We start from the raw sequence: 25,780 nt of genomic DNA, 5'->3' as shown, positions 1-25,780 counted from the left end.
GTCAGTCGGCCTTTTGGTGCATGAGCCCGTGGCGTTGGCCCAGATTGCGGATCACGTCAACAACATGCGACGCGCGAATGCCCTTCGAGCCCTTGACGAGCACGATGTCGCCGGGGGCGATCAGGCTCGTCAGCTCCCGCGCCATGGTCTGCGCGTCGGCGGTGTGGATCCCGCGCACACCGTCCCGAAGCGCCTCGTGCAACGCCGCCATGCGCGGCCCCAGGCAATGGACGGCATCGATCTGCGCAAGCGCGGGATGCTCGGCCAGGCGCGCATGCAGAGCGGCCTCGTCCGGCCCGAGCTCGAGCATGTCGCCAAGGATGGCCACCCGCCGCCCGCCCGGCGCCGGCTCGCTGGCGGCCAGCATCTCGAGCGCGGCGGAGACCGAGGCGGGATTGGCGTTGAAGGCGTCATCGATGAGATCGATCCAGAGATGATCGTCCACGAGATCCAGGACCACCCGCTCGCGCGTGCCGCGCCCCTGGGTCGGGCGCCAGCTGCCAAGGCCATGCGCGGCGAGCGCGACATCCGCACCGAGCGCCCGCACCGCGCCGAGCACGGCGAGCGCGTTCATCGCCATGTGCCGGCCGGTGGTCTCGATCTTGAAGATCAGCTCCTCGCCCTCCATCCGGGCCTGCACCACCGTGCAGCCCCCGGCGATGCGCATCTGTTCCAGACGCAGCGCGCAATCCTCGCCCTGCCCGAAATGCACGATGGCGGCGTCATGCGCGCGCGCCGCGTCGTGGAGGATCGGCGTGACCTCCAGATCGCCGTTCACGATGGCCGTGCCTTGCGCGGCGAACCCGTCGAAGATGGCCGCCTTTTCCCGCGCGATGCCCTCGATCGAGCCGAAGGCCGCGAGATGGGCGGCCCCGACCGTGGTCACGATGCAGATATGCGGCTGTGCCATGCGCGCGAGGGGCGCGATCTCGCCGGGATGGTTCATCCCGATCTCGATGATCGCGACATCCGTGTCCGGCGGCATCCGCGCAAGGGTAAGGGGCACGCCCCAGTGGTTGTTGTAGCTTGCCTGCGCGACATGGAGGTCCGCCTGCCCCGGAAGGGCGGATGCGAGCATGTCCTTCGTCGAGGTCTTGCCCGCAGAGCCGGTGATGGCGACGACGCGCCCCGTGCAGCGGGCACGCCCTGCCCGACCCAGCGCCTCGAGGGCGGCAAGGACATCGGGCACGACGAGAAGCGGCGCGTCGGGCGGCACGTCATCGGGCCGGCGGCTGACGAGCGCGGCAGCGGCGCCCTTCTCCAGCGCCGCGGCGACGAAATCATGCCCGTCCCGCTCCGCCTTGAGCGCCACGAAGAGATCGCCCGGCCGCAGGGTGCGCGTGTCGATCGAAATGCCGCTGGCGGACCAGGCCCGCGTGGCCTTGCCGCCCGTGGCGATAACCGCCTGCGCCGATGTCCAGAGGCTCATGACACCCGCCCGTCGAGCGCGGCCACGGCCATGCTCGCCTGTTCGCTGTCGTCGAAGGGGAAGACGTCGTCGCCGATGGTCTGGCCCGTCTCGTGCCCTTTGCCCGCGATCAGCAGGGCATCTCCGGGCCCGAGGCTGTCAACCCCGCGCAGGATCGCCTCGGCACGGTCCGCCACCTCGACCGCGTCCGCATCCCCGGCGAGGATCTCGGCCCGGATCGCGGCGGGCTGCTCGCTGCGGGGATTGTCATCGGTGACGATGCGGATATCGGCATGCGCGGCCGCCTCCCGCCCCATCAGCGGCCGCTTGCCCCGGTCGCGGTCGCCGCCGGCCCCGTAGACCACGATGAGCCGCCCCATGACATGCGGCCGCAGCGCGGCGAGGGCGGTGGCAAGGGCGGCGGGGGTATGGGCGTAGTCGACGAAGACGGCCGCGCCGTTGTCGCGCATCGCGGCAAGCTGCATCCTGCCGCGCACCGTCGAAAGCCCTTCCAGGACGGCAAAGACATCGCGCGGCTCGACGCCGCTGGCGATCACGAGGCCGGCCGCGGCAAGAACGTTCTCGGCCTGGAAGCCGCCGATGAGCTGCAGCGCGACCTGCTGCGGCACGCCGTTCCATGAAAAACGCAGGTCCTGCCCCGCGGCGTGGAACCGCTGGCCGGTGATCTGCAGCGCCGCCTCCGGCCCGCGGCCCACCGTCATCAGGTCCTGCCCGCGGCGCAGCGCGATCTCGGCGATCTCGGCCCCGCGGGGATCGTCGAGATTGACCACCGCCGTCCCGTCCTCCGGCAGAACACGGGCAAAGAGCGCGGCCTTGGCGGCGAAATAGGCATCGAAACTGGCGTGGTAGTCGAGATGGTCCTGGGTGAAATTGGTGAAGGCCGCCGCCGCGAGGGTCACGCCGTCGAGCCGGCGCTGGTCGAGCCCGTGAGAGGAGGCCTCCATCGCGACATGGGTCACCCCATGCGCCGACGCCTCCGCGAGCACCCTGTGCAGCGTCACGGGGTCGGGCGTGGTATGCACGAGAGGCGCGCTATAGGCCCCCTCCACTCCTGTCGTGCCCAGATTGCACGCATCGAGCCCGAGAAGCGTCCAGATCTGGCGCGTGAAGCTGGCCACGGATGTCTTGCCGTTGGTGCCGGTCACCGCGACGGCCAGCTCGGGCTGCCGTCCGAACCACAGGGCCGCCGTCAATGCCAGCGTTTGCCGCGGATCCTCGGCGGTGATCAGCACCGCATCGGCCGCCGCGAGCCCTTCGGCGGCAATGCGCGCGCCCTCCCGGTCGGTCAGGATCGCCGCCGCCCCTGCCGCGAGGGCGGCCTCGATGTGACGGGCGCCGTGCTCGCGGCTTCCCGGCAGGGCGGCAAAGAGATGGCCCGGCGCGACATCGCGCGTGTCGGAGGCGATCCCGGTGATCCGCACCTCCCCTCCGCCCGGCGCGGTCAGCCCCAGCTCGGCCAGCGATTTTGCAGTCTGTGCCATGACGCGGTTCTCCCTCAGTTCGAGGTGAGTGTTAGCGCGGAAGCCTCGGCGGGTTCAATCTTCGGTCGCAGGCCCAGCAGGGGCGCGGTGCGCCGTACCACTTCCGCCGCGACGGGAACCGCGGTCCAGCCGGCGGTGCGGCGCGGCTTCGGCCCCGTATTGTCGGAGGCCTCGTCGAGGGTGACGACAAGCACGTAGCGCGGATCGCTGACCGGAAAGACACTGGCGAAGGTGTTGATGTTCTTGTCCTGGTGATAGCCGCGCCCGTCCGTCTTGGGCTTGTTGGCGGTGCCGGTCTTGCCGCCGACCTCGTAGCCCGGAACCTCGCCGAAGCTCGCGGTGCCGCGCACCACGACCGCGCGCAGCATCTCGCGCGAGACGCGGCTGATCCGCTCGGAGACGATGCGCGGTCCCGGCTCGACCTTGTCGCGCGCCAGCAGGGTCGGCGTGACCAGGGTGCCGCCGTTTAGAAGCGAGGAATAGGCGGTGGCCAGGTGCAGGGGCGAGGCGGAGAAGCCGTGCCCGTAGGAGGCGGTGATGGTCACGATTTCGGACCAGTTCGGCGGCAAAAGCGGCTTGGCACCGGGCGCTTCGACCAGTTCGACGGGTGTCGCATCGAAGAATCCCAGCTTGCGCAGGAAATCCTGCTGGCGCTCGCCGCCGATCTGCAGCGCCATCTTGGCGGTGCCGACATTCGATGATTTCACGATCACGTCCGTGACCGACAGGAGCGGTCCGTAATTCTTGTTCTCGAATTCCTTGATGCGGAAACGGCCCCAGCGCATCGGCGCGTCGGCGTCCACGAGCGTGTTCTCGTTCACATGGCCAAGCTGCATTGCCTGCGCGGTGGTGAAGATCTTGAAGGTCGAGCCAAGCTCGTAGACCCCCTGCACCGCCCGGTTGAAGAGCGGACTGTCGGCCGCGTCCCCCTTGAGCAGTGGCCGGGGCCGGTCATTGGGGTCGAAATCCGGCAAGGAGACCATCGAGATGATCTCGCCGCTATGCGCGTCCATCAGGATGCCGGCCGCGCCCTTGGCGTTCATCAGGCGCATTCCGCCCCAAAGCACCTGGCGCATGGCGGTCTGCACCGTCATGTCGATCGACAGGCGCAGCGGGCTGCCATTCTCGGGGTCGCGCAGGTAGCCGTCGAAAGCCTTCTCGACGCCGGCGATGCCGATCACCTCCGCCGAATGCACCCCCTCGCGGCCGAAGCTCGCGCCGCCAAGGACATGCGCGGCAAGCGCGCCGTTGGGATAGAGGCGCATCTCGCGCGGGCCGAAAAGAAGCCCCGGATCGCCGATGTCATGCACCGCCTGCTTCTGCTCGGGCGAGAGCTTCTTCTTGATCCACAGGAATTTGCGGCTGCCCGTGAAATCCTCGACGAGGCGTTTCTCATCCAGGTCGGGGAAAATCTTCACCAGCTCGCGTGCCGCGCGCTCCTTGTCGACCATGTGCGGCGGCTGGGCATAGAGGGAAAAGGTGCTCAGGTTGGTGGCGAGGACCCGGCCGTTGCGGTCGGTAATATCGGCGCGCTGCGCGGTGATCGCGGCCCCGCCGGCGCGTGCGCGCGGCTCCGATCCCGCGGAGGAGGCCATCAAACCCATGCGCGCGCCGACCACGGCGAAGACGGCGAAGAAGAAGATCGACAGGACCAGCAGCCGCCCCTCGGCGCGGGTGCGGTCGCGGTCGCGCATCGCCTCGTGGCGCAGCCGGAGATTCTCGCGCTCGATCGTATCGGGGTTCTCGCCGCGATCGCGCGCCCGCAGGACACGTGCCAGGGGCCGGAGGGGGATGCGGGTCATTCCGTGGCCTCCTCCGTGAGCATTCCGTCGCTCGAGACCTCGATCGGGTCGAGGAGGATGGTATCGGCGGCAGCGGGATAGGCGATCTGATCGATCGTGGCGAATTGCTCGGGCAGCAGGGGCAACAGGCCGAGCCGGTCGAAATTCATATCCGCCAAGGTCTGCAACCGCTCGGGCCGGCTCAGATAGGCATATTCGGCGCGCAGGACGGAAAGCGATTCGCGGCCCTGCGCGATCTGCGCGCGCAGGTCATCCACCTCGCCGAGCGCCTCGCGCGTCGCGTAATTCTCGGAATAGGCCCAGAAGGCCAGTCCCATGACGGCGAGGGCCGAGAGGACGTAGAAGATCGAACGCATGGCTCAGCTGGTCTCCCTGATGTCGAAGCGTGGCATTCCGAGGCGGCCGCGATCCACGGGACCGGCAGGCGCATCGCTGCGCGTGCCCACGCGCAGCCGTGCCGAACGGGCGCGCGGATTGACCGCGAGCTCCTGCGCATCGGCCTTGATCCCCTTGCCCGTCCTGGTGAAACGCGGGGCCTCCTCTGCCGTCGCGGGAACGTGCCTGTTGGTGCTGCCACCGCCGCTCCTGGCCTGGAAGAATCGCTTGACGATGCGGTCCTCCAGCGAATGGAAGCTGACGACGGCAAGCTGCCCGCCCGGCACAAGGGCGCGCTCGGCCGCCTCGAGGCCATCGACCAGTTGCCCGAACTCGTCGTTCACCGCGATCCTGATCGCCTGGAAACTCCGCGTCGCCGGATGGCTCTGGCCGGGCTTGGGGCGCGGCAGGCACCGCTCGACGATGGCGGCCAGCTGCCGGGTCGTCGTCACCGGCTCCACGGCGCGCGCCTGCACGATCGCACGGGCGATCCGGCGCGAGGCGCGCTCCTCGCCGTAATGGTAGAGGATATCGGCAAGCGGCTCCTCCTCGATACGCGCGATGAGATCGGCGGCGGAGGGAATGCCGGGACCCATGCGCATGTCGAGCGGGCCGTCATTGCGGAACGAGAAGCCGCGTTCGGGTTGATCGAGCTGCATCGAGGAGACACCGAGATCGAGAACCACGCCGTCGAGCGGCCCGCCGGCATGCTCGTCCAGATCACCGAATGTCCCCTCGACGAGCCGCAGCCTGTCACCGAACTCCGGCGCCCAATCCTGCGCCATCTCGAAGACCGCGGGATCCCGGTCGACCCCGATGACCTGCGCCGCGCCGGCGGCCAGAAGGCCGCGCGCGTAGCCGCCTGCCCCGAAGGTGCCGTCGAGCCAACGCCCCGAGACAGGCGTCACCGCCTTGAGCAGCGGCGCCAGAAGCACGGGGATATGGGGCGCCTGGTCCTCCCCTTCCGCATTGGCCCGCTCCTGGTCCATCAAAGGTCCATCAACGGACCGCCGCCACCGGGCAGCCAGGTCGAGGGGTCGAGGGTGGGATCAAAGTCATCCTCCTCCATCAGGCCGGGCATGGCGTCGTTTTCATAGGTCTCGGGCTGCCAGATCATGAAGGTTTCACCATTGCCCACGACGAGGGCCCTGTCCTTGAGATCGAGCTTGCCGCGCAGCTTCGAGCCGAGGACGATGCGCCCGGTCTCGTCGACCGTCGCCATGACGACCTGATGGGCATAGAGTCTCTGGAGCTCGGCACGCTTGCGCGAGCCGCGGGGGAGTGTCGCGATCTGAGCATGGACCCTTTGCAGATCCGCCACGCTGAAGACTTCGAGATAGTTGCGACGCTCATCGCCGTAGACGATGACCATGCGGGCGGGTTTGCCGCTTTCCCACTTGGGGTCCGCATCCTCCAGCTCCCGGCGAAATTCCGCCGGGATCGACAGCCTGCCCTTGGCGTCGATCTTGTTGTCGTGTTCGCCTATGAACACTCCAAGCACGGAGGTTTCTCCTGTCCATTGTCCTGCATCGGACCTTCAAAACGAGAAACGGCGACCCGAACTGCTGCCACTGTTCGGATCGCCGCCCTCGTCCCGTTTCCGGGGATGTCCGACTGCATGTGCCATCATGGGGGGATGTCTGCTTGCCCATGCGCCGGATTCTATGTTCTCGAAGTTAAGGGGGTGCCTGTATGAAACCTTGTAAGCCTCTGTTATCGTTGCCGTCGCTGAGGTCTTGATGCCTCGTGTGTCCTGCTCTTCGATGAATAAAGGGATGCCATGGGAACTCGTGGGAAGCAAGACAATTTCTCCAACTGTATGCCCTGCCTTGCGCATCTTGGGCCCTCGGATTGTCATCGCAAAGCACACAGACAACCCATTATATATGGATTGTATACATGATTTATGACTATATATTGTGTGTTCGGGGGGATTTTGGCTGATTGAGACTGGCGATGGAAAACTATAAATCAACCGCAGCTCCGGCCATTAATAACTGCGCCAGTTGCAAAATTGTTCCATGACTTTTCGGTCAGTCTTGTCGCGATATTAACGGCTCCGTAAGCAATCCCGGAACAATGCCGTTTCCCAAGACTTCAACTTTTCGGCATGTTTTTCGACGAATAGGTCAGATTTTCATACCGTTATCGATCCATCAGTGGCCGTGCAGCCCGGACCTTCGGTAGAATCATACAGGCATGCCACTGATTCTTGCGATCGAATCCGCGCGCAGCACGACTTCTGGTAGCGGAGACCATGTGGCGTCCCTTATCGCCGGATGTAGGGGCCTGCCATTCGGGCCGCCGTGGTGCTTTGCACGGGTTCGTCCCATGTGCTCCCATGAACGGGCAGTTGGCACCGGGCTCCTTACGGATCATGAGACGCTCTCTCTCATTCTAGCATGAGACGCTCCCTCTCATTCTAGGAGATGATCTGAGCAGAAAGGCATTACCCCCAGGCGCGCGCTTGGGAAGCAGGGGCAGGTGCAGGTGCAGGTGCAGGTGCAGGTGACGCCTGCCCCGTATGGCAGCGCGATGGACCATATCCATCCCCCCGTTTGCACAGCGACAATGGAAAAGACGTGACAAGGTCCGAACCGGCCCGAAGTCACCCGTCGAAGATCGCCCCTCGCCACGAAACCATGGGATTGCAGCAGCGCATTATTAACACTGTGGCAGTAATCCTGAGGACGATTACTCGAAAACACGCTGCATGAGGATAGAAGCGTCGCCGGGCCGAAGCATCACTCGGGGAACCGTCAATAATAGGTCAGTAATACATATGCATTTGCTGCATGGCGGCATTGAGTATTTGTCGGATTGTGCGGATGCAGCATGTGCCTACATTTGGGTCAACGGCGAGCGCTACCACCCGGCGCCGCTTCAAACGAACGAGGCTCATGATGGCTTATATGAACACCACCCGGACCGCCGGTAACTCCTTCTTCGACGGCTTCGGCACGATCTCCACAGACCTGTCCCGCCGCTGGGCGCGCTACCGTATGTTCCGCCGGACCGTTTCGGAACTGTCCGAGCTGTCGAACCGCGAACTGGCCGATCTCGGCCTGCACCGCTCCTCGATCCGCGCCATCGCGGCTGACGCGGCTCGCCAGGTAAAGTAATCCCTCGCACGCGGTCCATGGGGCCGCCTGCGACATCCGGCAGCAGTCGGCAATGAATTGCGGAACCTCTCCCTCCTCCCGGGTTTTCGCAGGTGCAGAACGGCGATATCTACCTCCTCCCGGATATCGCCGGTGCACCACTTCCAAGGGCCGACATGGCCTGATCGAGATACGCGGCGTCCGCTCCTCCTCCCTAGGGCGACCGCGTTGCCAGTCCCGGACGTCGCCGCACCGGGCACATTTCGGGCCGACATGGTCCGACCGAGATACGCGGCGTCCGCTCCTCCTCCCTAGGGCGTCCGCGTTGCCAGAGCGGCGGCGTTCACCTCCTCCCGAACGTCGCCGCACCGGGCACATCCCGGGCCGACATGGCCTGATCGAGATACGCGGCGTCCGCTCCTCCTCCCTAGGGCGTCCGCGTTGCCAGAGCGGCGGCGTTCACCTCCTCCCGAACGTCGCCGTTTTGCTTTTCGCCCCCTGAACATAACGGAATGCCGGTACGGGCCATATGCGTGGCCGGTGCGCGCATGCAAAACCAGCCGAACAACGCGCCGGCTGACAATTCCGCGGGCTCCGTGCGGCCGTGTTCGGATCAGAAGGGCACGTCTCCGGCGCGCTCCGCCTCGACGACGAATTTCGCCACGACCTTCTTCGAGCCGGCCTTGTCGAATTCGATGTGGAGCTTGTCGCCCTCGGTGGCCAGAACGGTTCCGTAGCCGAATTTCTTGTGAAACACCCGATCCCCCGCGCCGTAGGCGGACACCGCCTGCATGTCGATCACCATGTTGCGGGCCTCCGACGGCTGCGAAACCGGGCGCGCGGCGCCACGCGCCTGCATCCTGCGCCATCCCGGCGAGCTGTAGACATCGGCGCGGCTGGCCTTCTCGTGCAGCTCGCTCGCCTGATTCGCCATGATCGAGGGGGAGGCGCTCGCTGCCATGCCGGCCGCGCCGTAACTGCCGCCGTAAAGACCGGGCGGGGTCAGCACCTCGACATGCGCCTCTGGCAGCTCGTCGATGAAACGCGAGGGAAGCGCCGATTGCCATTGCCCGTAAACGCGCCTGTTCGCCGCGAAGCTGACGGTGCACAGCTCTTCGGCGCGGGTGATGCCCACATAGGCAAGGCGCCGCTCTTCCTCGAGACCGCTGGTCCCCGATTCGTCCATGCTGCGCTGCGAGGGGAACAGCCCGTCTTCCCAGCCCGGCAGGAACACCGCCGGAAATTCGAGCCCCTTGGCCCCGTGTAAGGTCATGATCGTGACCTTCGCGCCGTGCTCCTCGGTCTCGTTATCCATGATCAGCGCCACGTGCTCAAGAAACCCTTGAAGATTCTCGAACTGCTCGAGGGCCTTGATCAGCTCCTTGAGGTTCTCGAGGCGGCCGGGCGCCTCGGGCGTCTTGTCGTTTTGCCAATGCGCCGTGTAGCCGGATTCCTCGAGGATACGCTCTGCCAGCTCGATATGGTTGTGATCGGGGCGCCGCGCCTCGTCGCTCCAGCGTCCGATACCGTCCACCAGACTGCGCAGCTCCGCCCCGCCCTTCCCGCTAAGCCCCTTCTCGGACAGCAGCAGGCGGGCGCCGTCGACGAGGGTGACCCCCGCCTCGCGCGCCGCGATCTGGATCTTCTGACGCGCCTTGTCGCCAAGGCCGCGCTTGGGCGTGTTGACGATCCGCTCGAAGGCCAGGTCGTCATCCGGCGATGTCGCGAGCCGGAAATAGGCCATGGCATCGCGTATCTCCAGCCGTTCGTAGAAGCGTGGCCCGCCGATCACCCGGTAGGGCAGCCCGATTGTCAGGAACCGGTCCTCGAAGGCACGCATCTGGTGCGAGGCGCGCACGAGAATCGCCATGTCGTCGAGGCTCAGGACCCGCATGCCCCGCGCGCCGCGCTGCAGCGCCTCGATCTCCTCGCCGATCCAGCGCGCCTCCTCCTCGCCGTCCCAGTGACCGATCAGCCGGAGCTTCTCGCCCTTCTGCTCGGCGGTCCACAAGGTCTTGCCCAGCCGGCCCTCGTTGGCGCCGATCACGCCGGAGGCGGCGGCGAGGATATGGGGCGTGGAGCGATAGTTCTGCTCGAGCCGGACCACGTGGGCCCCTTCGAAATCCTTCTCGAATCGCAGGATATTGCCCACTTCGGCGCCCCGCCAGCCATAGATCGACTGATCGTCGTCACCCACGCAGCAGATATTCCGATGCCCCTGCGCAAGCAGCCGGAGCCACATGTACTGGGCGACGTTCGTATCCTGATACTCGTCGACGAGGATGTATTTGAATCGTTTTTGATATTGCTCCAGCAGGTCTGGCCGGGTCTGGAAGATCGTGACGACATGCAGCAGCAGATCGCCGAAATCGACCGCGTTGAGCGTCCTGAGCCGCTGCTGGTAGTAGTCGTAGAGCTCCGTGCCGCGCTGGTCGAAGGCCGCGGCCTCGGCGGCGGGCACCTTCTCGGGGGTCCAGGCACGGTTCTTCCAGCCGTCGATCAACCCGGCGAGCTGTCTTGCGGGCCAGCGCTTCTCGTCGATGTTTTCGGCGACGATCAACTGCTTGAGCAACCTGATCTGATCGTCTGTATCGAGAATGGTGAAATTGGATTTCAGCCCGACCAGCTCGGCATGACGGCGCAGGAGCTTGACGCAGATCGCATGGAAGGTGCCGAGCCACGGCATCCCCTCGACCGTCTGCCCGAGCACCCGGCCGACCCGCTCCTTCATCTCGCGCGCGGCCTTGTTCGTGAAGGTGACGGCCAGGATCTCGTTGGGGCGCGCGCGCCCCGTGACCATCAGATGCGCGATGCGCGAGGTCAGGGCCTTGGTCTTGCCGGTTCCGGCCCCCGCGAGCATGAGGACGGGACCGTCGAGCGTCTCGACCGCCTCGCGCTGGGCAGGGTTGAGATCGTCGAGATAGGGGGCGGGGCGCACCGCGGCGGCGCGTGCCGAGAGTGGCACGGCGGCGTCGAAGGCATCGCTTTCATCGAAATTGCTCATACGGCCCAAACTAGCGGGAACTGCTTGCAGGGGGAAGCCTTGTTCTCTTTTTGTTCGGAGCGAAACATCCTTGCCGGAGTACTCACTGGCGAAAAGTAGCGCAGACACGGGTCCCACCCCTGCCACCTTAAGCCTTTATATACAGACTGACGTGCAAGCTGTGGCGATAATACGGTCAGACAAAGCGAGAGCATCCATGTTCGATACACTAGATCCCGATGCCCTGCGCGAGGAGATCAACATCTTCCAGATTCCCATGTTCGCGGCGGAACGCCGCGATGGGGACACTCCCTTCCGCATTCTCGGCATCAACACGGCCCATGAGCGCATATCCGGGTTCAAACACCAGGATCTGTGCGGCAAGAACCTCGAGGACATCCTGCCTCCGGAGCAGGCCAAACAGGTCGCGAAGCACTACACGACCTGTGTACGCAGTCGCACCAGTCAGCGCTACCGCGAGGTGCTCGACATGAGCGAGGGCTCGATCATGTGGGATACCACGATCCAGCCCATCTCGATGCATGACGGGCGCGAACGCGTTCTGGGCAGTGCCGTCTACCTGCGCCACATCAGCCGGCCGCAGGGCGATCAGCTTGCCTTCGAGGATGTCCAGTACTTCTCGGCGCAGGCCGCCTTCCAGCTGTCACAGGTCAGCACGTATCTCGATGCCGTGGATCGCGGCAAGATAGAGCCGAACCGGATGCATGATTCGATCGCCGCGCTTGCGGGGATCTGCCGGTCGATCGATCGCGCACTCATGGACATCCGCTCGGTCGCAGATGCACAGATCGCCAAGGCACAGGTGCGCAGGGAACAGTATCTCCTGTCCGAAGACGCTGTGAAGCAGCTGTCCCGCCACCCCCATGTGGAGCGGTCCCTCATGAAACTGTCCGAGATGTTCGAGGCGCCGCCCTCGCGCTGCGCGTCGGGCTAGCCGCGCCAAATCGGGCGCTGGGCGGGTGGTGGGCAGGCTTTGGGCCGGGTCCAGCGCTGGGCCGGGTGCGACGCTGGGCTGGACCGGCGCTGCACTGGGCCGCTCGCGGCCCGGTCCGTTCCGGCAGCGGGGGCATGCCTACCCCGGAACTGACCGATCTAGGACTGCCATGCCAAACCCGGCCGGATCTTTCCCTGCAGTCGGAGCATGCGAAGGGCGCCTTCGCGTGTCATATCCCGGACGCCGGCCTCTCGATCATCCGAGCCGGTCTGCCGGCCATACCGTCCGTCATACGGTGTGGCAGCCCGCATGCCGCCCTCGCCGCCCGACGTCTCGCCGTTCCGTCCCGCCCGCTGCCTGTTCCGACGGCACCCCGCGCCGTGCTCTGCCTGTCATTGGCTCCATATATGTCTTCGGCCCCTTTCCCCGATCTTGCGGTCTATTGCCCGTGCAAGGGTAAGCCTCTACGCTTTTTCTGCGCCTGCGAAGGCGACATGCCTGCAGATCAAGGAAAGAGGACCCGTCACCATGAGCGATTTCAAGAAGATCCTGATCGCCAATCGCGGCGAAATCGCCATCAGGGTGATGCGCGCGGCCAATGAGCTGGGCAAGAAGACGGTCGCGATCTTCGCAGAGGAGGACAAGCTCAGCCTGCACCGCTTCAAGGCCGACGAAGCCTACCGGATCGGCGAAGGCCTCGGACCGGTCGCCGCCTATCTGAGCATCGAGGAGATCATTCGCGTGGCCCGCATGTCCGGCGCCGACGCGATCCACCCCGGCTACGGGCTCTTGTCGGAGAACCCCGATTTCGTGGATGCCTGCACCGATGCCGGCATCGCATTCATCGGCCCGCGTGCCGAAACCATGCGCCGCCTTGGCGACAAGGCCAGCGCGCGGCGTGTCGCCATCGAGGCAGACGTGCCGGTCATCCCCGCCACCGAGGTGCTTGGCGATGACATGGACGAGATCCGCAGGCAGGCGGCGGAGGTCGGCTACCCGCTTATGCTCAAGGCAAGCTGGGGTGGCGGCGGGCGCGGTATGCGTCCGATCCATTCCGAGGAGGACCTCGAGGAGAAAGTGCGCGAGGGGCGCCGCGAGGCGGAGGCGGCCTTCGGCAACGGCGAGGGTTACCTCGAGAAAATGATCGAGCGTGCCCGCCATGTCGAGGTGCAGATCCTCGGCGACAGCCATGGCCGCATCTATCACCTGTGGGAGCGGGACTGTTCGGTGCAGCGCCGGAACCAGAAGGTCGTCGAGCGTGCGCCCGCGCCCTACCTGTCGAGCGCGCAGCGCGAGAAGCTGTGCAGCCTCGGCAAACGGATCTGCGAGCATGTGAATTACGAGTGCGCCGGGACGGTCGAGTTCCTGATGGACATGGATTCGGGCGAATTCTACTTCATCGAGGTCAATCCCCGCGTCCAGGTCGAGCATACCGTGACCGAGGAAGTCACCGGCATCGACATCGTGCGCGCACAGATCCTCGTGGCCGAGGGCAAAAGCCTGGTGGAGGCGACGGGAACGGCGTCGCAATACGACGTGCAACTGCGCGGCCATGCCATTCAGTGCCGCATCACCACCGAGGATCCGACCAACAACTTCATCCCCGACTACGGCCGCATCACCGCCTATCGCGGCGCCACGGGCATGGGCATCCGCCTTGATGGCGGCACCGCCTATTCCGGGGCGGTCATCACGCGCTATTACGATTCGCTCCTCGAGAAGGTGACAGCATGGGCTCCGACGCCGGAAGCCGCGATCGCCCGCATGGACAGGGCCTTGCGCGAGTTCCGCATCCGCGGTGTCAGCACCAACATCGCCTTCGTGGAAAACCTGCTCAAGCATCCCACCTTCCTGAACTACGAATACCACACCAAGTTCATCGACCAGACGCCCGAGCTTTTCGATTTCGCGCCGCGCCGCGACCGGGCAACGAAAATCCTTACCTATATCGCCGATATCACCGTGAACGGTCACCTCGAGACCGAGGGGCGCGACCTGCCCGCCGCCGGCGCCCGCACGCCCCGCGCCCCCTCCGCCCGCACGGATGCACCCCGGCCGGGCACCCGGCAGATCCTCGATCAGTTCGGCCCGCAAGGGCTGGCCGACTGGATGTCCGAGCAGAAGGAACTTCTGATTACCGACACGACGATGCGTGACGGACACCAGTCGCTCCTGGCCACGCGGATGCGCTCCATCGACATGATCCGCGCCGCGCCCGTCTACGCGGCGAACCTGCCGCAGCTCTTCAGCGTCGAATGCTGGGGCGGGGCGACCTTCGATGTCGCCTATCGCTTCTTGCAGGAATGCCCTTGGCAACGCCTGCGCGATCTTCGGGCGGCAATGCCCAACCTGATGACGCAGATGCTGCTGCGCGGCAGCAATGGCGTCGGCTATACCAACTATCCCGACAACGTGGTGAAGGGTTTCGTGGCCCGGGCCGCCGAGAGCGGTATCGACGTCTTCCGCGTCTTCGACAGCCTCAACTGGACCGAGAACATGCGCGTCGCGATGGATGCGGTGATCGAGAGCGGCAAGGTCTGCGAGGGGACGATCTGCTATACCGGCGATCTGGGCGATCCGGACCGTGCGAAATACGATCTGGCCTATTATGTCGGCATGGGCCGCGAGTTGCGCGATGCGGGCGCGCATGTCCTGGGGCTCAAGGACATGGCGGGCCTGCTCAAGCCGGCCGCCGCGCGCCATCTCGTGCGGACACTGAAGCAGGAGGTCGGGCTTCCCATCCACCTGCACACCCATGACACGGCCGGCATCGCCTGCGCCACGATCCTGGCGGCGGCCGGGGAAGGCGTCGACGCGGTGGATTGCGCGATGGACTCGCTCTCGGGCAACACCAGCCAGGCCACGCTCGGCACCATCGTCGAGGCGCTCGCCCGGTCCGAACGCGAGACCGGTCTCGACATCACCGCGATCCGCGAGATCTCCAACTACTGGGAAACGGTCCGCGCCCAATATGCCGCCTTCGAGAGCGGTCTGCAGGCGCCCGCCTCGGAGGTCTACCTGCACGAGATGCCCGGCGGGCAGTTCACCAACCTCAAGGCGCAGGCAAGAGGGCTCGGCCTTGAGGAGCGCTGGCACGAGGTCGCCGAGACCTATGCCGAGGTGAACCAGATGTTCGGCGACATCGTGAAGGTGACGCCCTCCTCCAAGGTCGTCGGCGACATGGCCCTCATGATGGTCAGCCAGGGACTGAGCCGCGCCGAGGTCGAGAATCCGCAGGTCGAGGTCTCCTTCCCCGATTCGGTGGTCGACATGATGCGCGGCAATCTCGGTCAGCCGCCGGGCGGCTGGCCCGAGGCGTTGCAAAGGAAGGTGCTCAAGACCGAGGCGCCGATCACCGACAGGCCCGGCAAGCATCTTGCGCCGGTCGATCTCGAGCAGGCCCGCGCCGAGGCATCGGCGGCCGCCGGCGGCGTGCCGATCGATGACGAGGACCTGATGGGCTACCTGATGTATCCCAAGGTCTTCTCCGATTACCGCCTGCGCAACGAGGAATACGGCCCGGTGCGCACCCTGCCCACCCATACCTTCTTCTACGGGATGGAACCCGGCGAAGAGATCACCGCGGAGATCGATCCGGGAAAGACCCTCGAGATCAGGTGCCAGGCCATCGGCGAGACCGGCGATGACGGCAAGTCCAAGGTCTTCTTCGAGCTCAATGGCCAGCCCCGCCTCGTGCGTGTGCCGAACCGCAAGATGGCCGGCAGCGCCGCGGTCCGCGCCAAGGCCGAACCCGGCAATGCCGCGCATGTGGGCGCGCCGATGCCGGGCGTCGTGGCCACGGTGGGCGTGCAGGTGGGAAGCGCCGTCAAGGAGGGCGATCTGCTTCTGACCATCGAGGCGATGAAGATGGAGACAGGCCTTCATGCCGAACGCGCGAGCACCGTGAAGGCCGTTCATGTGACGCCGGGCACCCAGATCGACGCGAAGGATCTCCTGATCGAATTCGAGTAGGCGGAACGGAGGATCCGTCCGGGCGGCCCGTTCCGCCGCTCGGGTCAGAAACTTGGCGTCCGGGGCATTTTTCTTTGTTTTTGCCCTTGCGGAGACCGCCCACGGGCAGTAAATCCTGCCTCACCAACGGGACGCGGGCGTAGCTCAGGGGTAGAGCACAACCTTGCCAAGGTTGGGGTCGTGAGTTCGAATCTCATCGCCCGCTCCAATTGGTTTACTGCGAAAAGGCCGCCCTCCGGGGCGGCCTTTTCGCGTCTGCGCCATCGAATACGGCGCATCTGGCAATGCCAGCGGCCCTGCCCTACGCTCCGCTTTGCGAGGTTGCGAGGGGAGCGGGCAAGTATGGCGACGGAACATTTCAGGGATGCGGCCGTGATGCTTGCGGCGGGGATCGGCATCCCCGTGCTGGCCTCGCTCAATGCCGCGCTCGGCACGCGGATCGGCGCGCCCGTGGCCGCCGGGGCCGTCCTTTTCACCGTGGCGCTCGGGGCCACGCTCCTGGTGGGCGCCGTCACCGGGCTCGGAGGGCTGCAGCGTCTTGCCGGGCAACCCTGGCACCTCTTTACCGCCGGCTTCTTCGTCGCCTTCTACGTCCTGACGATCACCTTCGTCGCGCCGCGCTTCGGCGTCGGCAACGCGGTCTTCTTCGTGCTCCTGGGGCAACTCGTCTCGGCCGCGATCATCGACCATTTCGGCCTGTTCGGCGCGCGTCAGCAGAGCCTGACCGCGATGCGCGCGCTGGGGATCGCCCTGATGGCGCTCGGCGTCTTCGTCACGCAGAAGGCCTAACCCGTCACTCGACGCGCCCCTGGCTGAGACGCAACGTGCGGTCCATCCGGGCCGCAAGCTCCAGGTTATGCGTCGCGATCAGCGCCGAGAGCCCGGTCTCGCGCACAAGGCGCATGAGCGCGGCAAAGACGGTGTCCGAGGTTTCGGGATCGAGATTGCCCGTCGGCTCGTCCGCAAGCAGCAGGTCCGGCGCGTTGGCAAGGGCGCGGCACAGGGCCGTGCGCTGCTGCTCTCCGCCGGACATGGCGGAGGGTCGATGATCGGCGCGATGCGCGATCCCGACCGTCTCGAGAAGCATCCGCGCGCGCTTCGCCGCCGGGCCCCGCCGGACCCCGTCCGCAAGCTGCGGCAGGATGATGTTCTCGAGCGCCGTGAACTCAGGCAGCAGGTGATGGAACTGGTAGACGAACCCGATCCGCGCCCGCCGCGCGGCCGTTCGGCGCCGGTCCGACAGGGCGGTCATGTCCTGCCCACCGAGCAGGACGCGCCCCGCATCGGCCGTGTCGAGCAATCCCGCGATATGCAGCAAGGTCGACTTGCCCGCCCCGGAGGGCGCGATCATGGCCACCGCCTCGCCGCGCGCCAGCGACAGGTCGGCGCCGCGCAGCACCCTCACCTGCGAGACCGCGCCCTTGTTGTAGACCTTCTCGATGCCTTCGAGCCTGAGCACGTCGTCACTCATAGCGCAGCGCCTCCACCGGGTTGAGACGCGCGGCACGGCGTGCGGGAAAGATCGTCACCGCGAAGCTGAGCCCCAGCGACAGGCCGACCGCCGAGAGGACATCCCCCGCCTCGAGCTTGGCGGGAAGCGCGTAGATCCCGCGGATCGAAGCGTCCCACGCATCGCCGCCGGAGGCATAGTTCACCAAGGAGAAGATAGGGTCGATATAGAGCGCGAAGAGCACCCCCAGAACGAGGCCGAAAACGGTGCCCAGAACCCCCGTGGTCGCGCCGCAGATGAAGAAGATACGCAGGATCGAGCCCTCCGTCAGCCCGATGGTGCGCAAGATGCCGATATCACGGCCCTTGTTCTTCACCAGCATCACCAGCCCCGAGATGATGTTCATCGCCGCGATCAGCACGAGGATGCTCAGGATGATGAACATCACGTTGTCCTCGATATCGAGCGCCCGCAGGAAGCCGCCGCTGCTGTCGCGCCAGGTCCACAGCCGCGCGCCGGGTCCGGCGGCGGCATAGAGCGCGCGGCTCATCGCCTCGATATGCTCGGGATCGGTGACCATCACCTCGAGCTCGTCGGCGGCGGCATCGCGGTTGAAATAGACCTGTGCCTCCTCGAAAGGCATGTAGACGCGCGTCTTGTCGATGTCGTAGCGCCCGGCGGTGAAGATATAGACGACCTCGTAATTCGACACGCGCGGACTTGTGCCGAAGGCGGTCTTTACCCCGTCCGGGGAAATCAGCCGGATCACGTCGCCGACCCCTGCATTCAGGCTGCGCGCCACGCCGGAGCCGATCGCGATGCCCTCCCCGAAGCGCTCGATCGCCCCGTCGGAGGCTTCGGGATCGGCGATGCGCGGGATCGTTGCCAGATCATCCGGGGCGATGCCGAAAACCTCGACACCGGCCGTCGCGCCTTGGAAGGCGGTCATGACCTGTCCCTTGACCAGGGGGGCGACGCGGGTGACGCCGGGCACCTGCGCGACGCGCTCGGCCATCGCCGCGTAATCGGGAAGATCGTTTCTGGTGCGCCCCGCCTCGTCCACGCGCGGCGTGGCGTAGATGGTCACATGGGCGTTCGCCCCCAGGATCGTGTCGATGAACTCATCGCGAAAGCCCGAGCGCACCGCCAGGGTCGCGATCAGCGCGAAAACCGCCAGGGTGATGCCAATCAGGGAGATCCAGGTCATCGCGCTGACGCCGCCCTCGGCCCTCTTGGCCCGCAGGTAGCGCCAGGCGATCAGCCATTCGAAACGGGAAAACGGAAGGGGCGATGCGGCCACGGTAAGGTCTCGCTGCTTGCTGGAGGGATCGCGCCGTCTCAGGCGTCGGTGCGCTCGTCCTCGACCTCGTCCATGACAGCGTCGAGGCGGGCCCGGTGCCGAGCGATGCGGGTCTCGATCTCGGTCTCGACATCCTCGGGCAGCGGGACGAGCCTCTTGTTGAGCCGTTCCGCCTGCTCGGGATCGAACCTGAGCTTGGCGAACATGGGGAAGTGATCCGAGCCGACATTCTCGCCGCGACCGAAGGAGATCAGCGCGATATCCGGGGTGATGTAGAGCTGGTCGATCGGGAAGCGCATGATGCGGTGATTGGCATCGAAGCTGGGCAGCGGTCCACGCCCGATGCGCGGGTCGAGATAGCGGCCCACGGATTTGAACTTATGCGCGACGTGGCTCCAGGCGACGGCGTTGAAATCGCCCATGATGACGACCGGCAGGTTGGAATCGCGGGCGAAGCGCGCGGCGTAGAACAGCTGATCGTCGCGCTCCTCGGTATCGACGCCGGGGGTGGGCGGCTTGGGATGCATGCCCACGAAGCGGAAGCGCTTGCCATCGTCCGTCTCCAGCTCGGAGAAGAGCGTCGGCGTGCGCTCCTGGGTAAGATAGGCGACGCGCACCTCGTGCATCTTGAGACGCGTCGCGAAGACGAGGCCGTAATAGTTGTCCTTGGGGTGGCGGATCACCGTCTCGTAGCCCTCGAGCGCCGGCTCCATCGCGTCGAGCCAGGTCTGGTCGATCTCCATCAGGAAGAGGATGTCGGGATCGTTCTCCTCGATCACCCGGCGCACTGCGGCGTAATCGCGGTTCTCCATCAGCACGTTCGAGGACATCAGCGTGACGACGTCGTCGCCGTTCCCCTCGGAGGCGAAACGGATCTCCTTGGGCACGAAGGGCGTGTAGGGCAGCACACGCCAGAACTGGTAGGCGAGGCAGCCGCCGAGGATCAGCATGATCCCCTCGCGGTGCCAGCTCGGCAGCCACCATGCGGCCACGAGGAGGGGAAGGATCACGGCGATGTAATGGAAGCGCGGAAAGTCCATCACCCTGATCCACCAGGCATGGCTGCCGGTGAACGGCAATGCCGTGAATGTCAGCATCGCCAGCGACGTGACATACATGAATGCCAGGTAGGCGGTGGAGATGATCCCCATATCCATGGTGCGTGATTCCCTTGTTCCTGCGATCCGCCGCGACGGAAAGGGGCATCGGCGAGATGCCGGACCGCGCCCCCTTACCGCCGATCGCCCGGAATCGCAATCGAGCAGCGCGCCGCGGGCCTGTCGGCGGGCGCGCTCAGCTCGGCATCGCCGCGGCGCGGACCTGCCCGTAGATCTCGGCGATCCGGGCGATGGCAGCCTCGGCGGAGACCTCTTCGCTCTCGCCGCTGCGCCGCGAGGTCAGCTCCACGACCCCGTTCTTGAGCCCGCGCGGACCCACGGTGATCCGCCAGGGCAGCCCGATGAGATCCATGCTGGCGAATTTCGCGCCCGCCCGTTCGTCCCGGTCGTCATAGAGCGGATCGAGTCCGGCCGCGCGCAGCCCGCCATAGAGCGCCTCGCAGGCCGCGTCGCAATCCCCGTCGCCCTGGCGCAGGTTCACGATCCCCACGTCGAAAGGGGTCACGCCCTCGGGCCAGATGATGCCCTTCTCATCATGGCTCGCCTCGATGATCGCGCCCAGAAGGCGGCTCACGCCGATGCCGTGCGAGCCCATGTGGACCGGCACCACCTGGCCTTCGTCATTGGTGACGGTCGCGCCCATCGCCTCGGAATACTTGGTGCCGAAATAGAAGATCTGGCCGACCTCGATTCCGCGTGAGCTGCGCCTCTGCGCCTCTGGCACCTGCGCGAAGAGCGCCTCGTCATGGGTTTCGTCGGTGCGCGCGTAGGGGGCGGTCCATTTGCGCACGATCGCCTCGCATTGCGCCCGGTCATCGTAATCCACCGCCCGCGTGCCCAGTTCCAGATCGGTGATCGCGGCGTCGTAGAAGACCTCGCTCTCGCCGGTCTCGGCCAGCACCAGGAACTCATGCGTGTCGTCGCCGCCGATGGGCCCGGAAGCCGCGCGCATCGGGATCGCCTTGAGCCCCATCCGCTCGTAGCTTCGCAGGTAGCTGACCATGTGGCGGTTGTAGGCATGGATCGCGCTGTCGCGGTCCACGTCGAAGTTGTAGCCGTCCTTCATGTAGAACTCGCGCCCCCGCATGACGCCGAAACGCGGACGGACCTCGTCGCGGAACTTCCACTGGATGTGGTAGAGCGTGAGCGGCAGGTCGCGGTAGCTGCTGACATGCGAGCGGAAGATGTCGGTGATCAGCTCCTCGTTGGTGGGGCCGTAGAGCATGTCGCGCCCGTGCCGGTCGGTGATGCGCAGCATTTCCTTGCCGTAATCGTCATACCGCCCGCTCTCGCGCCACAGCTCGGCCGATTGCACGGTCGGCATCAGCATCGGGATATGCCCGGCGCGCTGCTGCTCATCGTGCACGATGGTCTCGATCTTCCTGAGCACCTTGAAGCCCAGCGGCAGCCAAGAGTAGATCCCCGCCCCCGCCTGCTTGATCATCCCGGCGCGCAGCATCAGGCGATGCGAGGCGATTTGCGCCTCGGCGGGCGTTTCCTTGAGGACGGGCATGAAATAGCGCGACAGGCGCATGGGCGAATCCTTGACCATTTGTGGGCGCGCCGTGCGGGCGCGCATTGCTCGCGGTTTAGGGGCTGGCGCACGCTCAAGCAAGCGTCACGGGGCTTGATTTGAACCGGCGAAGGGGCGACACACGCGCATTGGCGAGAGGATGACCCATGACCCTTCTGGTACGCGAACAGGTGAAATACTGGGGACTGGCGGCCGCCGTCCTCTTCGTTCTGCTCTGGCTTCTGGGCGATGTCATCCTGCCTTTCCTGCTGGGCGGCGCGATCGCCTACATGCTCGATCCCATCGCGGATGCGCTCGAGCGGGTCGGGTTCGGACGGATCTGGGCGACGGCGGTGATCACCATCTTTGCGCTGCTGCTCTTCGTTGCGCTGGCGCTTCTGGTGCTGCCGACATTGGTCAACCAGGCCGCATCGCTGATCGAATCCGCCCCCCAGCAGATCCAGACCTTCCAGCGCTTCGTCAGCGAGCGTTATCCCGACCTGCTCGAGGCCGACTCGACCCTGCGCCGCTCCCTCGTCGGCCTCGGCGAGACGATCCAGTCGCGCGGCGGCGAGCTGATCAACGGGCTGCTCGCCTCGGTCAGCGGCCTCGTCAACACGCTGCTGCTCTTCGTCATCGTGCCTGTCGTCGCCTTCTACCTCCTGCTCGACTGGGACAACATGGTGGCGCGGATCGACGGGCTGCTGCCGCGCGATCATGCCCCCACCATCCGTCAGATTGCCAGGGAGATCGACACGACCCTCGCCTCCTTCATCCGCGGCCAGGGCACGGTCTGCCTGATCCTCGGCACCTTCTACGCGGTGGCGCTCATGTTGATGGGCCTGCAATTCGGCATCGTCGTCGGCGCGCTGGCGGGGGCGCTCACCTTCATTCCCTATGTCGGCGCCCTGGTGGGCGGCGGCCTGGCGGTCGGCCTCGCCCTGGTGCAGGGATGGGGCGACTGGCTCTGGGTCATCGGCGTCGCCGCGATCTTCCAGTTCGGCCAGCTGATCGAGGGCAACGTGCTGACCCCCAAGCTCGTGGGCGACAGCGTCGGACTGCATCCCGTCTGGCTGCTCTTCGCACTGGCGGCCTTCGGCTCCCTCTTCGGCTTCGTGGGCCTTCTGGTCGCCGTGCCGGTCGCCGCCGCGCTGGGTGTCGTCGCGCGCTTCATGATCGCCCAGTACAAGGACAGCATGCTCTATCGCGGTGTGATCCACGAAGACGAGATCCTCGGCGACGTCTTCGAAGACGATGCACGCTGATCGCGACCCCGCGCCCGGCCCGGTGCAGGGCAGCGACGGGCAGCAACTGGTGCTCGAGCTGCCGGTGCGCGCCGCTCTTGGACGGGAGGACTTCTTCGTCTCCCCCTCGAATGCCGCCGCGGTCGCGACCCTCGCGGCCGGCAGCCCCGCGGCCGGGGGCAAGCTGGCCCTGATCGGGCCGGAGGCCTCCGGCAAGACCCATCTCGCGCATGTCTGGGCCGCGCAGGTCGACGCGGTGGTGGTCGAAGCGGCACAGCTCGAACGGCTCGACATCCCCACGCTTGCCTCGGCGCGGCATGTCGCGGTCGAGGATGTGCCCGCGATCGCGGGGCGCAGGCGGGCCGAGACCGCCCTCTTTCACCTGCACAACCTGCTGATGGCCGAGCGCGGCAGGCTCCTTGTGACCGGACGCGAGGGTCCGGCGCGCTGGCAGATCGCGCTGCCCGACCTCAAGAGCCGCCTGCAGGCCGCCGGGGTGATGGCGATCGCGGCGCCCGATGACGCGCTCCTCGTGGCCCTGCTGCGCAAGCAGCTGGCCGATCGGCAGTTGCAGGTGCCGGCGGCGGTGCTGAGCTACCTGGCGCCGCGGATGACGCGCTCGGGCGCGGGGGCAAGCCGGCTCGCCGCCGAGATCGACCGCCTGTCGCTCGCCGAGCGCCGCCCGATCACCGTTCCGCTGGCGCGCCGGGCGCTTGCTGCACTGGACAGCGGCGCCGGCACCGCGCCATAACGGCCCCAATGGAGACCACCGCCGCCGGCAGCCGCGCGCTTGCGCCGCCGGGGCCAATCTCGCGGGCCGGCATGACACCACTGACGGATTTTCTCAACTCGCCCTTCCCCCAGGCCACCGCAGCGGCCGAGGACGCCGACCTGACGGGGCCGGCGCGGTTCGTGAACCGTGAGCTGAGCTGGCTGGCCTTCAACTGGCGCGTCCTCGAGGAGGCCGAGAACCCGCGCGTGCCCCTGCTCGAGCGTCTGCGCTTCCTGTCCATCTCGGCGACCAATCTCGACGAGTTCTACACCGTGCGCGTCGCCGGGCTGCGCGAGCTGGCGCAGGCCGGCAAGACCACGCCGGCCGCCGACGGGCTGACCCCGGCCGAGCAGCTGCGGATGATCAACCGCGAGGCGCGGCTGTTGATGGATCACCAGCAATCGGTCTACCAGGCGCTGCAGACGGAGATGGAGGCGGCCGGCATCGCCATCCTGGACCGTCACACGATCGGCACCGAGGATCGCGCCTTCCTCGCCGACTATTTCCTGGGCCAGGTCTTCCCCATCCTCTCGCCTCTCGCGATCGACCCGGCGCATCCCTTTCCGTTCATTCCCAATACCGGCTACTCGCTGGCATTGCAGCTCGAAGGCGGCGAGGACCGGCGCAAGCTGCGCGCGCTGCTGCCGATTCCCGCCCAGATCAAGCGCTTCGTGCCATTGCCCGCCCCCGAGGGGCAGCGCCGCTACGTGCCGCTCGAGGATCTGCTGCTGATGCATATCTCCAGCCTCTATCCGGGCTATGTCGAGCGCGGCAGCTGCGCGTTCCGGGTCCTGCGGGACAGCGACCTGGAGGTCGAGGACGAGGCCGAGGACCTGGTACGCGAGTTCGAGGTCGCGCTGAAGCGGCGGCGCCGCGGCGAGGTGGTGCGCTTGAAGATCAGCGCCGGCGCGCCGGCGAGCCTGCGCAAGATCATCATGGAGCAGCTTCCGGTGCGCGAGGACGAGGTGATCGAGGTCGACGGCCTGATCGGCATCGCCGACCTTGCCGAACTGGTGCTCGACGAGCGCCCCGACCTGCTCTGGCCGAGCTTCACGCCGCGCGTGCCCGAACGGGTGCAGGACCATGACGGCGACATGTTCGCCGCGATCCGGCAGAAGGACATGCTGCTGCATCACCCCTACGAGACCTTCGACATGGTTGTGCGCTTCCTCGCGCAGGCCGCCAACGATCCCGACGTCGTCGCCATCAAGCAGACCCTCTACCGCACCAGCCGCGACAGCCCGATCGTCGATGCGCTCTGCGACGCGGCCGAGCAGGGCAAGTCGGTCACCGCGCTGGTCGAGCTTAAGGCCCGCTTCGACGAGGCCGCCAACATCCGCCAGTCACGGCGCCTCGAACGGGCCGGCGCGCATGTCGTCTACGGATTTCTCAACCTCAAGACCCATGCCAAGATCAGCACCGTGGTGCGCCGCGAGGGCCGCGAGCTGAAGACCTATACCCATTACGGAACAGGCAATTACCACCCGATCACCGCCCGCTTCTATACGGACCTGTCGCTCTTTACCTGCGACGCGGCGCTTGGGCGCGATGCGACGCGGGTCTTCAACTACCTGTCGGGCTATGCGCAGCCCGAACGGCTGGAGAACCTGTCGATCTCGCCGCTCAACCTCAAGACGACGCTTCTGGAGCGGATCGCGGCAGAGGCGGAGAACGCGCGGCAGGGCCGGCCGGCCGCGATCTGGGCCAAGATGAACGCGCTCGTCGAATCGGACGTGATCGACGCGCTCTACGCCGCGAGCCAGGCCGGGGTGAAGATCAGTCTCGTGATCCGCGGCATCTGCGGGCTGCGTCCCGGCCTGCGGGGCCTTTCGGACAATATCCGCGTGAAATCCATCGTCGGGCGGTTCCTCGAGCATTCGCGCATCGTCTGCTTTGCCAATGGGCAGGAGCTGCCCTCTCGGCGCGCACGGGTCTACATCTCTTCCGCCGACTGGATGGGGCGCAACCTCAATCGCCGCGTCGAGACCCTCGTCGAATGCACCAACCCCACCGTGAAGGCGCAGATCGTTAGCCAGATCATGGCCGCCAACATGGTCGACACGGCGCAGAGCTGGCTGCTCGGGCCCGATGGGCGTTTCGAGCGGCCCGAGGGTCCCGGTTTCAACTGCCACCGCTTCTTCATGGAAAACCCGTCCCTGTCGGGGCGTGGCAGCGCCGGCGCGGGCGATGTGCCGGAACTGACCCATTCGGAGGAATGAGCGGCCGAATGCGCCGCGCCGCGGACCATTCGTGTCGCGCCTCGCCCGCGCCGCTGCGTCGCATCC

Annotated in this window: 18 protein-coding genes and 1 tRNA gene; 8 read left to right on the top strand and 11 right to left on the bottom strand. The window is 66.3% G+C overall.

Annotated features, from left to right (window positions below; all coding sequences use genetic code 11):
• Position 1: 1 nt before the first annotated feature.
• The 6 genes from PMES_RS11595 to PMES_RS11570 are packed head-to-tail and all read right to left on the bottom strand — an operon-like array spanning position 2 to position 6,588.
• A complete protein-coding gene (locus tag PMES_RS11595; protein WP_159965848.1) occupies positions 2–1,429 on the bottom strand; it encodes a UDP-N-acetylmuramoyl-tripeptide--D-alanyl-D-alanine ligase in 1,428 nt (475 codons plus the stop codon).
• Positions 1,426–2,910, bottom strand: a complete 1,485-nt coding sequence (locus tag PMES_RS11590; protein ID WP_159965847.1) for a UDP-N-acetylmuramoyl-L-alanyl-D-glutamate--2,6-diaminopimelate ligase — start codon at positions 2,908–2,910, stop codon at positions 1,426–1,428. The genes PMES_RS11595 and PMES_RS11590 overlap by 4 nt, the downstream gene beginning before the upstream one ends.
• A gap of 14 nt (positions 2,911–2,924) precedes the next feature.
• On the bottom strand, positions 2,925–4,712 hold the full coding sequence (locus tag PMES_RS11585) for a peptidoglycan D,D-transpeptidase FtsI family protein (RefSeq protein ID WP_159965846.1): 1,788 nt from the start codon (positions 4,710–4,712) through the stop codon (positions 2,925–2,927).
• Complete coding sequence (gene ftsL / locus PMES_RS11580; protein ID WP_159965845.1) at positions 4,709–5,068, bottom strand: cell division protein FtsL; 360 nt, start codon at positions 5,066–5,068, stop codon at positions 4,709–4,711. The genes PMES_RS11585 and ftsL overlap by 4 nt, the downstream gene beginning before the upstream one ends.
• A 3-nt stretch (positions 5,069–5,071) precedes the next feature.
• The gene (rsmH, locus tag PMES_RS11575; protein ID WP_159965844.1) at positions 5,072–6,076 is read right to left on the bottom strand and encodes a 16S rRNA (cytosine(1402)-N(4))-methyltransferase RsmH; all 1,005 of its coding nucleotides are present in this window, start codon (positions 6,074–6,076) and stop codon (positions 5,072–5,074) included.
• Positions 6,076–6,588, bottom strand: a complete 513-nt coding sequence (locus tag PMES_RS11570; protein ID WP_159965843.1) for a division/cell wall cluster transcriptional repressor MraZ — start codon at positions 6,586–6,588, stop codon at positions 6,076–6,078. Before PMES_RS11570 ends, rsmH begins: the two co-directional genes overlap by 1 nt.
• 1,402 nt (positions 6,589–7,990) lie before the next feature.
• Here PMES_RS11570 and PMES_RS11565 point away from each other — a divergent pair.
• The gene (locus PMES_RS11565) at positions 7,991–8,209 is read left to right on the top strand and encodes a DUF1127 domain-containing protein (protein WP_159965842.1); all 219 of its coding nucleotides are present in this window, start codon (positions 7,991–7,993) and stop codon (positions 8,207–8,209) included.
• 592 nt (positions 8,210–8,801) lie between these two features.
• Here PMES_RS11565 and PMES_RS11560 read toward each other — a convergent pair.
• Positions 8,802–11,192 carry an ATP-dependent helicase gene (locus tag PMES_RS11560; RefSeq protein ID WP_159965841.1) on the bottom strand — a complete coding sequence of 797 codons (2,391 nt, stop codon included), beginning with the start codon at positions 11,190–11,192 and terminating at the stop codon, positions 8,802–8,804.
• Between the two features lie 196 nt (positions 11,193–11,388).
• Here PMES_RS11560 and PMES_RS11555 point away from each other — a divergent pair, with 196 nt between their 5' ends.
• The 4 genes from PMES_RS11555 (at position 11,389) to PMES_RS11540 (ending at position 16,887) form a co-directional block, all read left to right on the top strand.
• A complete protein-coding gene (locus tag PMES_RS11555; protein ID WP_159965840.1) occupies positions 11,389–12,126 on the top strand; it encodes a PAS domain S-box protein in 738 nt (245 codons plus the stop codon).
• Between the two features lie 528 nt (positions 12,127–12,654).
• A complete protein-coding gene (locus PMES_RS11550) occupies positions 12,655–16,098 on the top strand; it encodes a pyruvate carboxylase (RefSeq protein ID WP_159965839.1) in 3,444 nt (1,147 codons plus the stop codon).
• A gap of 133 nt (positions 16,099–16,231) precedes the next feature.
• A tRNA-Gly gene (locus tag PMES_RS11545) sits at positions 16,232–16,306 on the top strand.
• Positions 16,307–16,440: 134 nt separating this feature from the next.
• Positions 16,441–16,887, top strand: coding sequence for a DMT family transporter (locus tag PMES_RS11540; protein WP_236549785.1), 447 nt, complete (start codon positions 16,441–16,443; stop codon positions 16,885–16,887).
• Between the two features lie 4 nt (positions 16,888–16,891).
• Here the strand turns inward: PMES_RS11540 and PMES_RS11535 are convergent, their stop codons facing one another.
• From PMES_RS11535 to proS, 4 genes are all read right to left on the bottom strand, one after another.
• A complete protein-coding gene (locus PMES_RS11535; protein WP_159965838.1) occupies positions 16,892–17,569 on the bottom strand; it encodes an ABC transporter ATP-binding protein in 678 nt (225 codons plus the stop codon).
• Positions 17,562–18,848, bottom strand: coding sequence for a lipoprotein-releasing ABC transporter permease subunit (locus PMES_RS11530; RefSeq protein WP_159965837.1), 1,287 nt, complete (start codon positions 18,846–18,848; stop codon positions 17,562–17,564). The genes PMES_RS11535 and PMES_RS11530 overlap by 8 nt, the downstream gene beginning before the upstream one ends.
• A gap of 38 nt (positions 18,849–18,886) precedes the next feature.
• Positions 18,887–20,005: an endonuclease/exonuclease/phosphatase family protein gene (locus tag PMES_RS11525; protein ID WP_159965836.1), complete on the bottom strand. Its 1,119-nt coding sequence runs from the start codon at positions 20,003–20,005 to the stop codon at positions 18,887–18,889.
• Positions 20,006–20,141: 136 nt separating this feature from the next.
• Positions 20,142–21,500 (bottom strand): proline--tRNA ligase, encoded by a 1,359-nt coding sequence (gene proS, locus PMES_RS11520; protein ID WP_159965835.1) that lies wholly within the window; start codon positions 21,498–21,500, stop codon positions 20,142–20,144.
• Between the two features lie 146 nt (positions 21,501–21,646).
• Here proS and PMES_RS11515 point away from each other — a divergent pair, with 146 nt between their 5' ends.
• The 3 genes from PMES_RS11515 (at position 21,647) to PMES_RS11505 (ending at position 25,714) form a co-directional block, all read left to right on the top strand.
• Positions 21,647–22,744: an AI-2E family transporter gene (locus PMES_RS11515; protein WP_159965834.1), complete on the top strand. Its 1,098-nt coding sequence runs from the start codon at positions 21,647–21,649 to the stop codon at positions 22,742–22,744.
• Positions 22,734–23,474 (top strand): DnaA/Hda family protein, encoded by a 741-nt coding sequence (locus tag PMES_RS11510; RefSeq protein ID WP_159965833.1) that lies wholly within the window; start codon positions 22,734–22,736, stop codon positions 23,472–23,474. The genes PMES_RS11515 and PMES_RS11510 overlap by 11 nt, the downstream gene beginning before the upstream one ends.
• A 71-nt stretch (positions 23,475–23,545) precedes the next feature.
• A complete protein-coding gene (locus tag PMES_RS11505) occupies positions 23,546–25,714 on the top strand; it encodes an RNA degradosome polyphosphate kinase (protein WP_159965832.1) in 2,169 nt (722 codons plus the stop codon).
• Positions 25,715–25,780: the final 66 nt, after the last annotated feature.

It is taken from the genome of Profundibacterium mesophilum KAUST100406-0324 (assembly GCF_009835145.1).
Classification (GTDB): Bacteria; Pseudomonadota; Alphaproteobacteria; order Rhodobacterales; family Rhodobacteraceae; genus Profundibacterium; species Profundibacterium mesophilum.
This window is presented reverse-complemented; position numbering and strand designations above follow the sequence as displayed.

Bases quoted from the DNA above. Each gene is read 5' to 3' on its own strand.
- PMES_RS11595 (WP_159965848.1), bottom strand. From the start codon at position 1,429: ATGAGCCTCTGGACATCGGCGCAGGCGGTTATCGCCACGGGCGGCAAG.
- PMES_RS11590 (WP_159965847.1), bottom strand. From the start codon at position 2,910: ATGGCACAGACTGCAAAATCGCTGGCCGAGCTGGGGCTGACCGCGCCG.
- PMES_RS11585 (WP_159965846.1), bottom strand. From the start codon at position 4,712: ATGACCCGCATCCCCCTCCGGCCCCTGGCACGTGTCCTGCGGGCGCGC.
- ftsL (WP_159965845.1), bottom strand. From the start codon at position 5,068: ATGCGTTCGATCTTCTACGTCCTCTCGGCCCTCGCCGTCATGGGACTG.
- rsmH (WP_159965844.1), bottom strand. From the start codon at position 6,076: ATGGACCAGGAGCGGGCCAATGCGGAAGGGGAGGACCAGGCGCCCCAT.
- PMES_RS11565 (WP_159965842.1), top strand. From the start codon at position 7,991: ATGGCTTATATGAACACCACCCGGACCGCCGGTAACTCCTTCTTCGAC.
- PMES_RS11560 (WP_159965841.1), bottom strand. From the start codon at position 11,192: ATGAGCAATTTCGATGAAAGCGATGCCTTCGACGCCGCCGTGCCACTC.
- PMES_RS11555 (WP_159965840.1), top strand. From the start codon at position 11,389: ATGTTCGATACACTAGATCCCGATGCCCTGCGCGAGGAGATCAACATC.
- PMES_RS11550 (WP_159965839.1), top strand. From the start codon at position 12,655: ATGAGCGATTTCAAGAAGATCCTGATCGCCAATCGCGGCGAAATCGCC.
- PMES_RS11540 (WP_236549785.1), top strand. From the start codon at position 16,441: ATGGCGACGGAACATTTCAGGGATGCGGCCGTGATGCTTGCGGCGGGG.
- PMES_RS11535 (WP_159965838.1), bottom strand. From the start codon at position 17,569: ATGAGTGACGACGTGCTCAGGCTCGAAGGCATCGAGAAGGTCTACAAC.
- PMES_RS11525 (WP_159965836.1), bottom strand. From the start codon at position 20,005: ATGGATATGGGGATCATCTCCACCGCCTACCTGGCATTCATGTATGTC.
- proS (WP_159965835.1), bottom strand. From the start codon at position 21,500: ATGCGCCTGTCGCGCTATTTCATGCCCGTCCTCAAGGAAACGCCCGCC.
- PMES_RS11515 (WP_159965834.1), top strand. From the start codon at position 21,647: ATGACCCTTCTGGTACGCGAACAGGTGAAATACTGGGGACTGGCGGCC.
- PMES_RS11510 (WP_159965833.1), top strand. From the start codon at position 22,734: ATGCACGCTGATCGCGACCCCGCGCCCGGCCCGGTGCAGGGCAGCGAC.
- PMES_RS11505 (WP_159965832.1), top strand. From the start codon at position 23,546: ATGACACCACTGACGGATTTTCTCAACTCGCCCTTCCCCCAGGCCACC.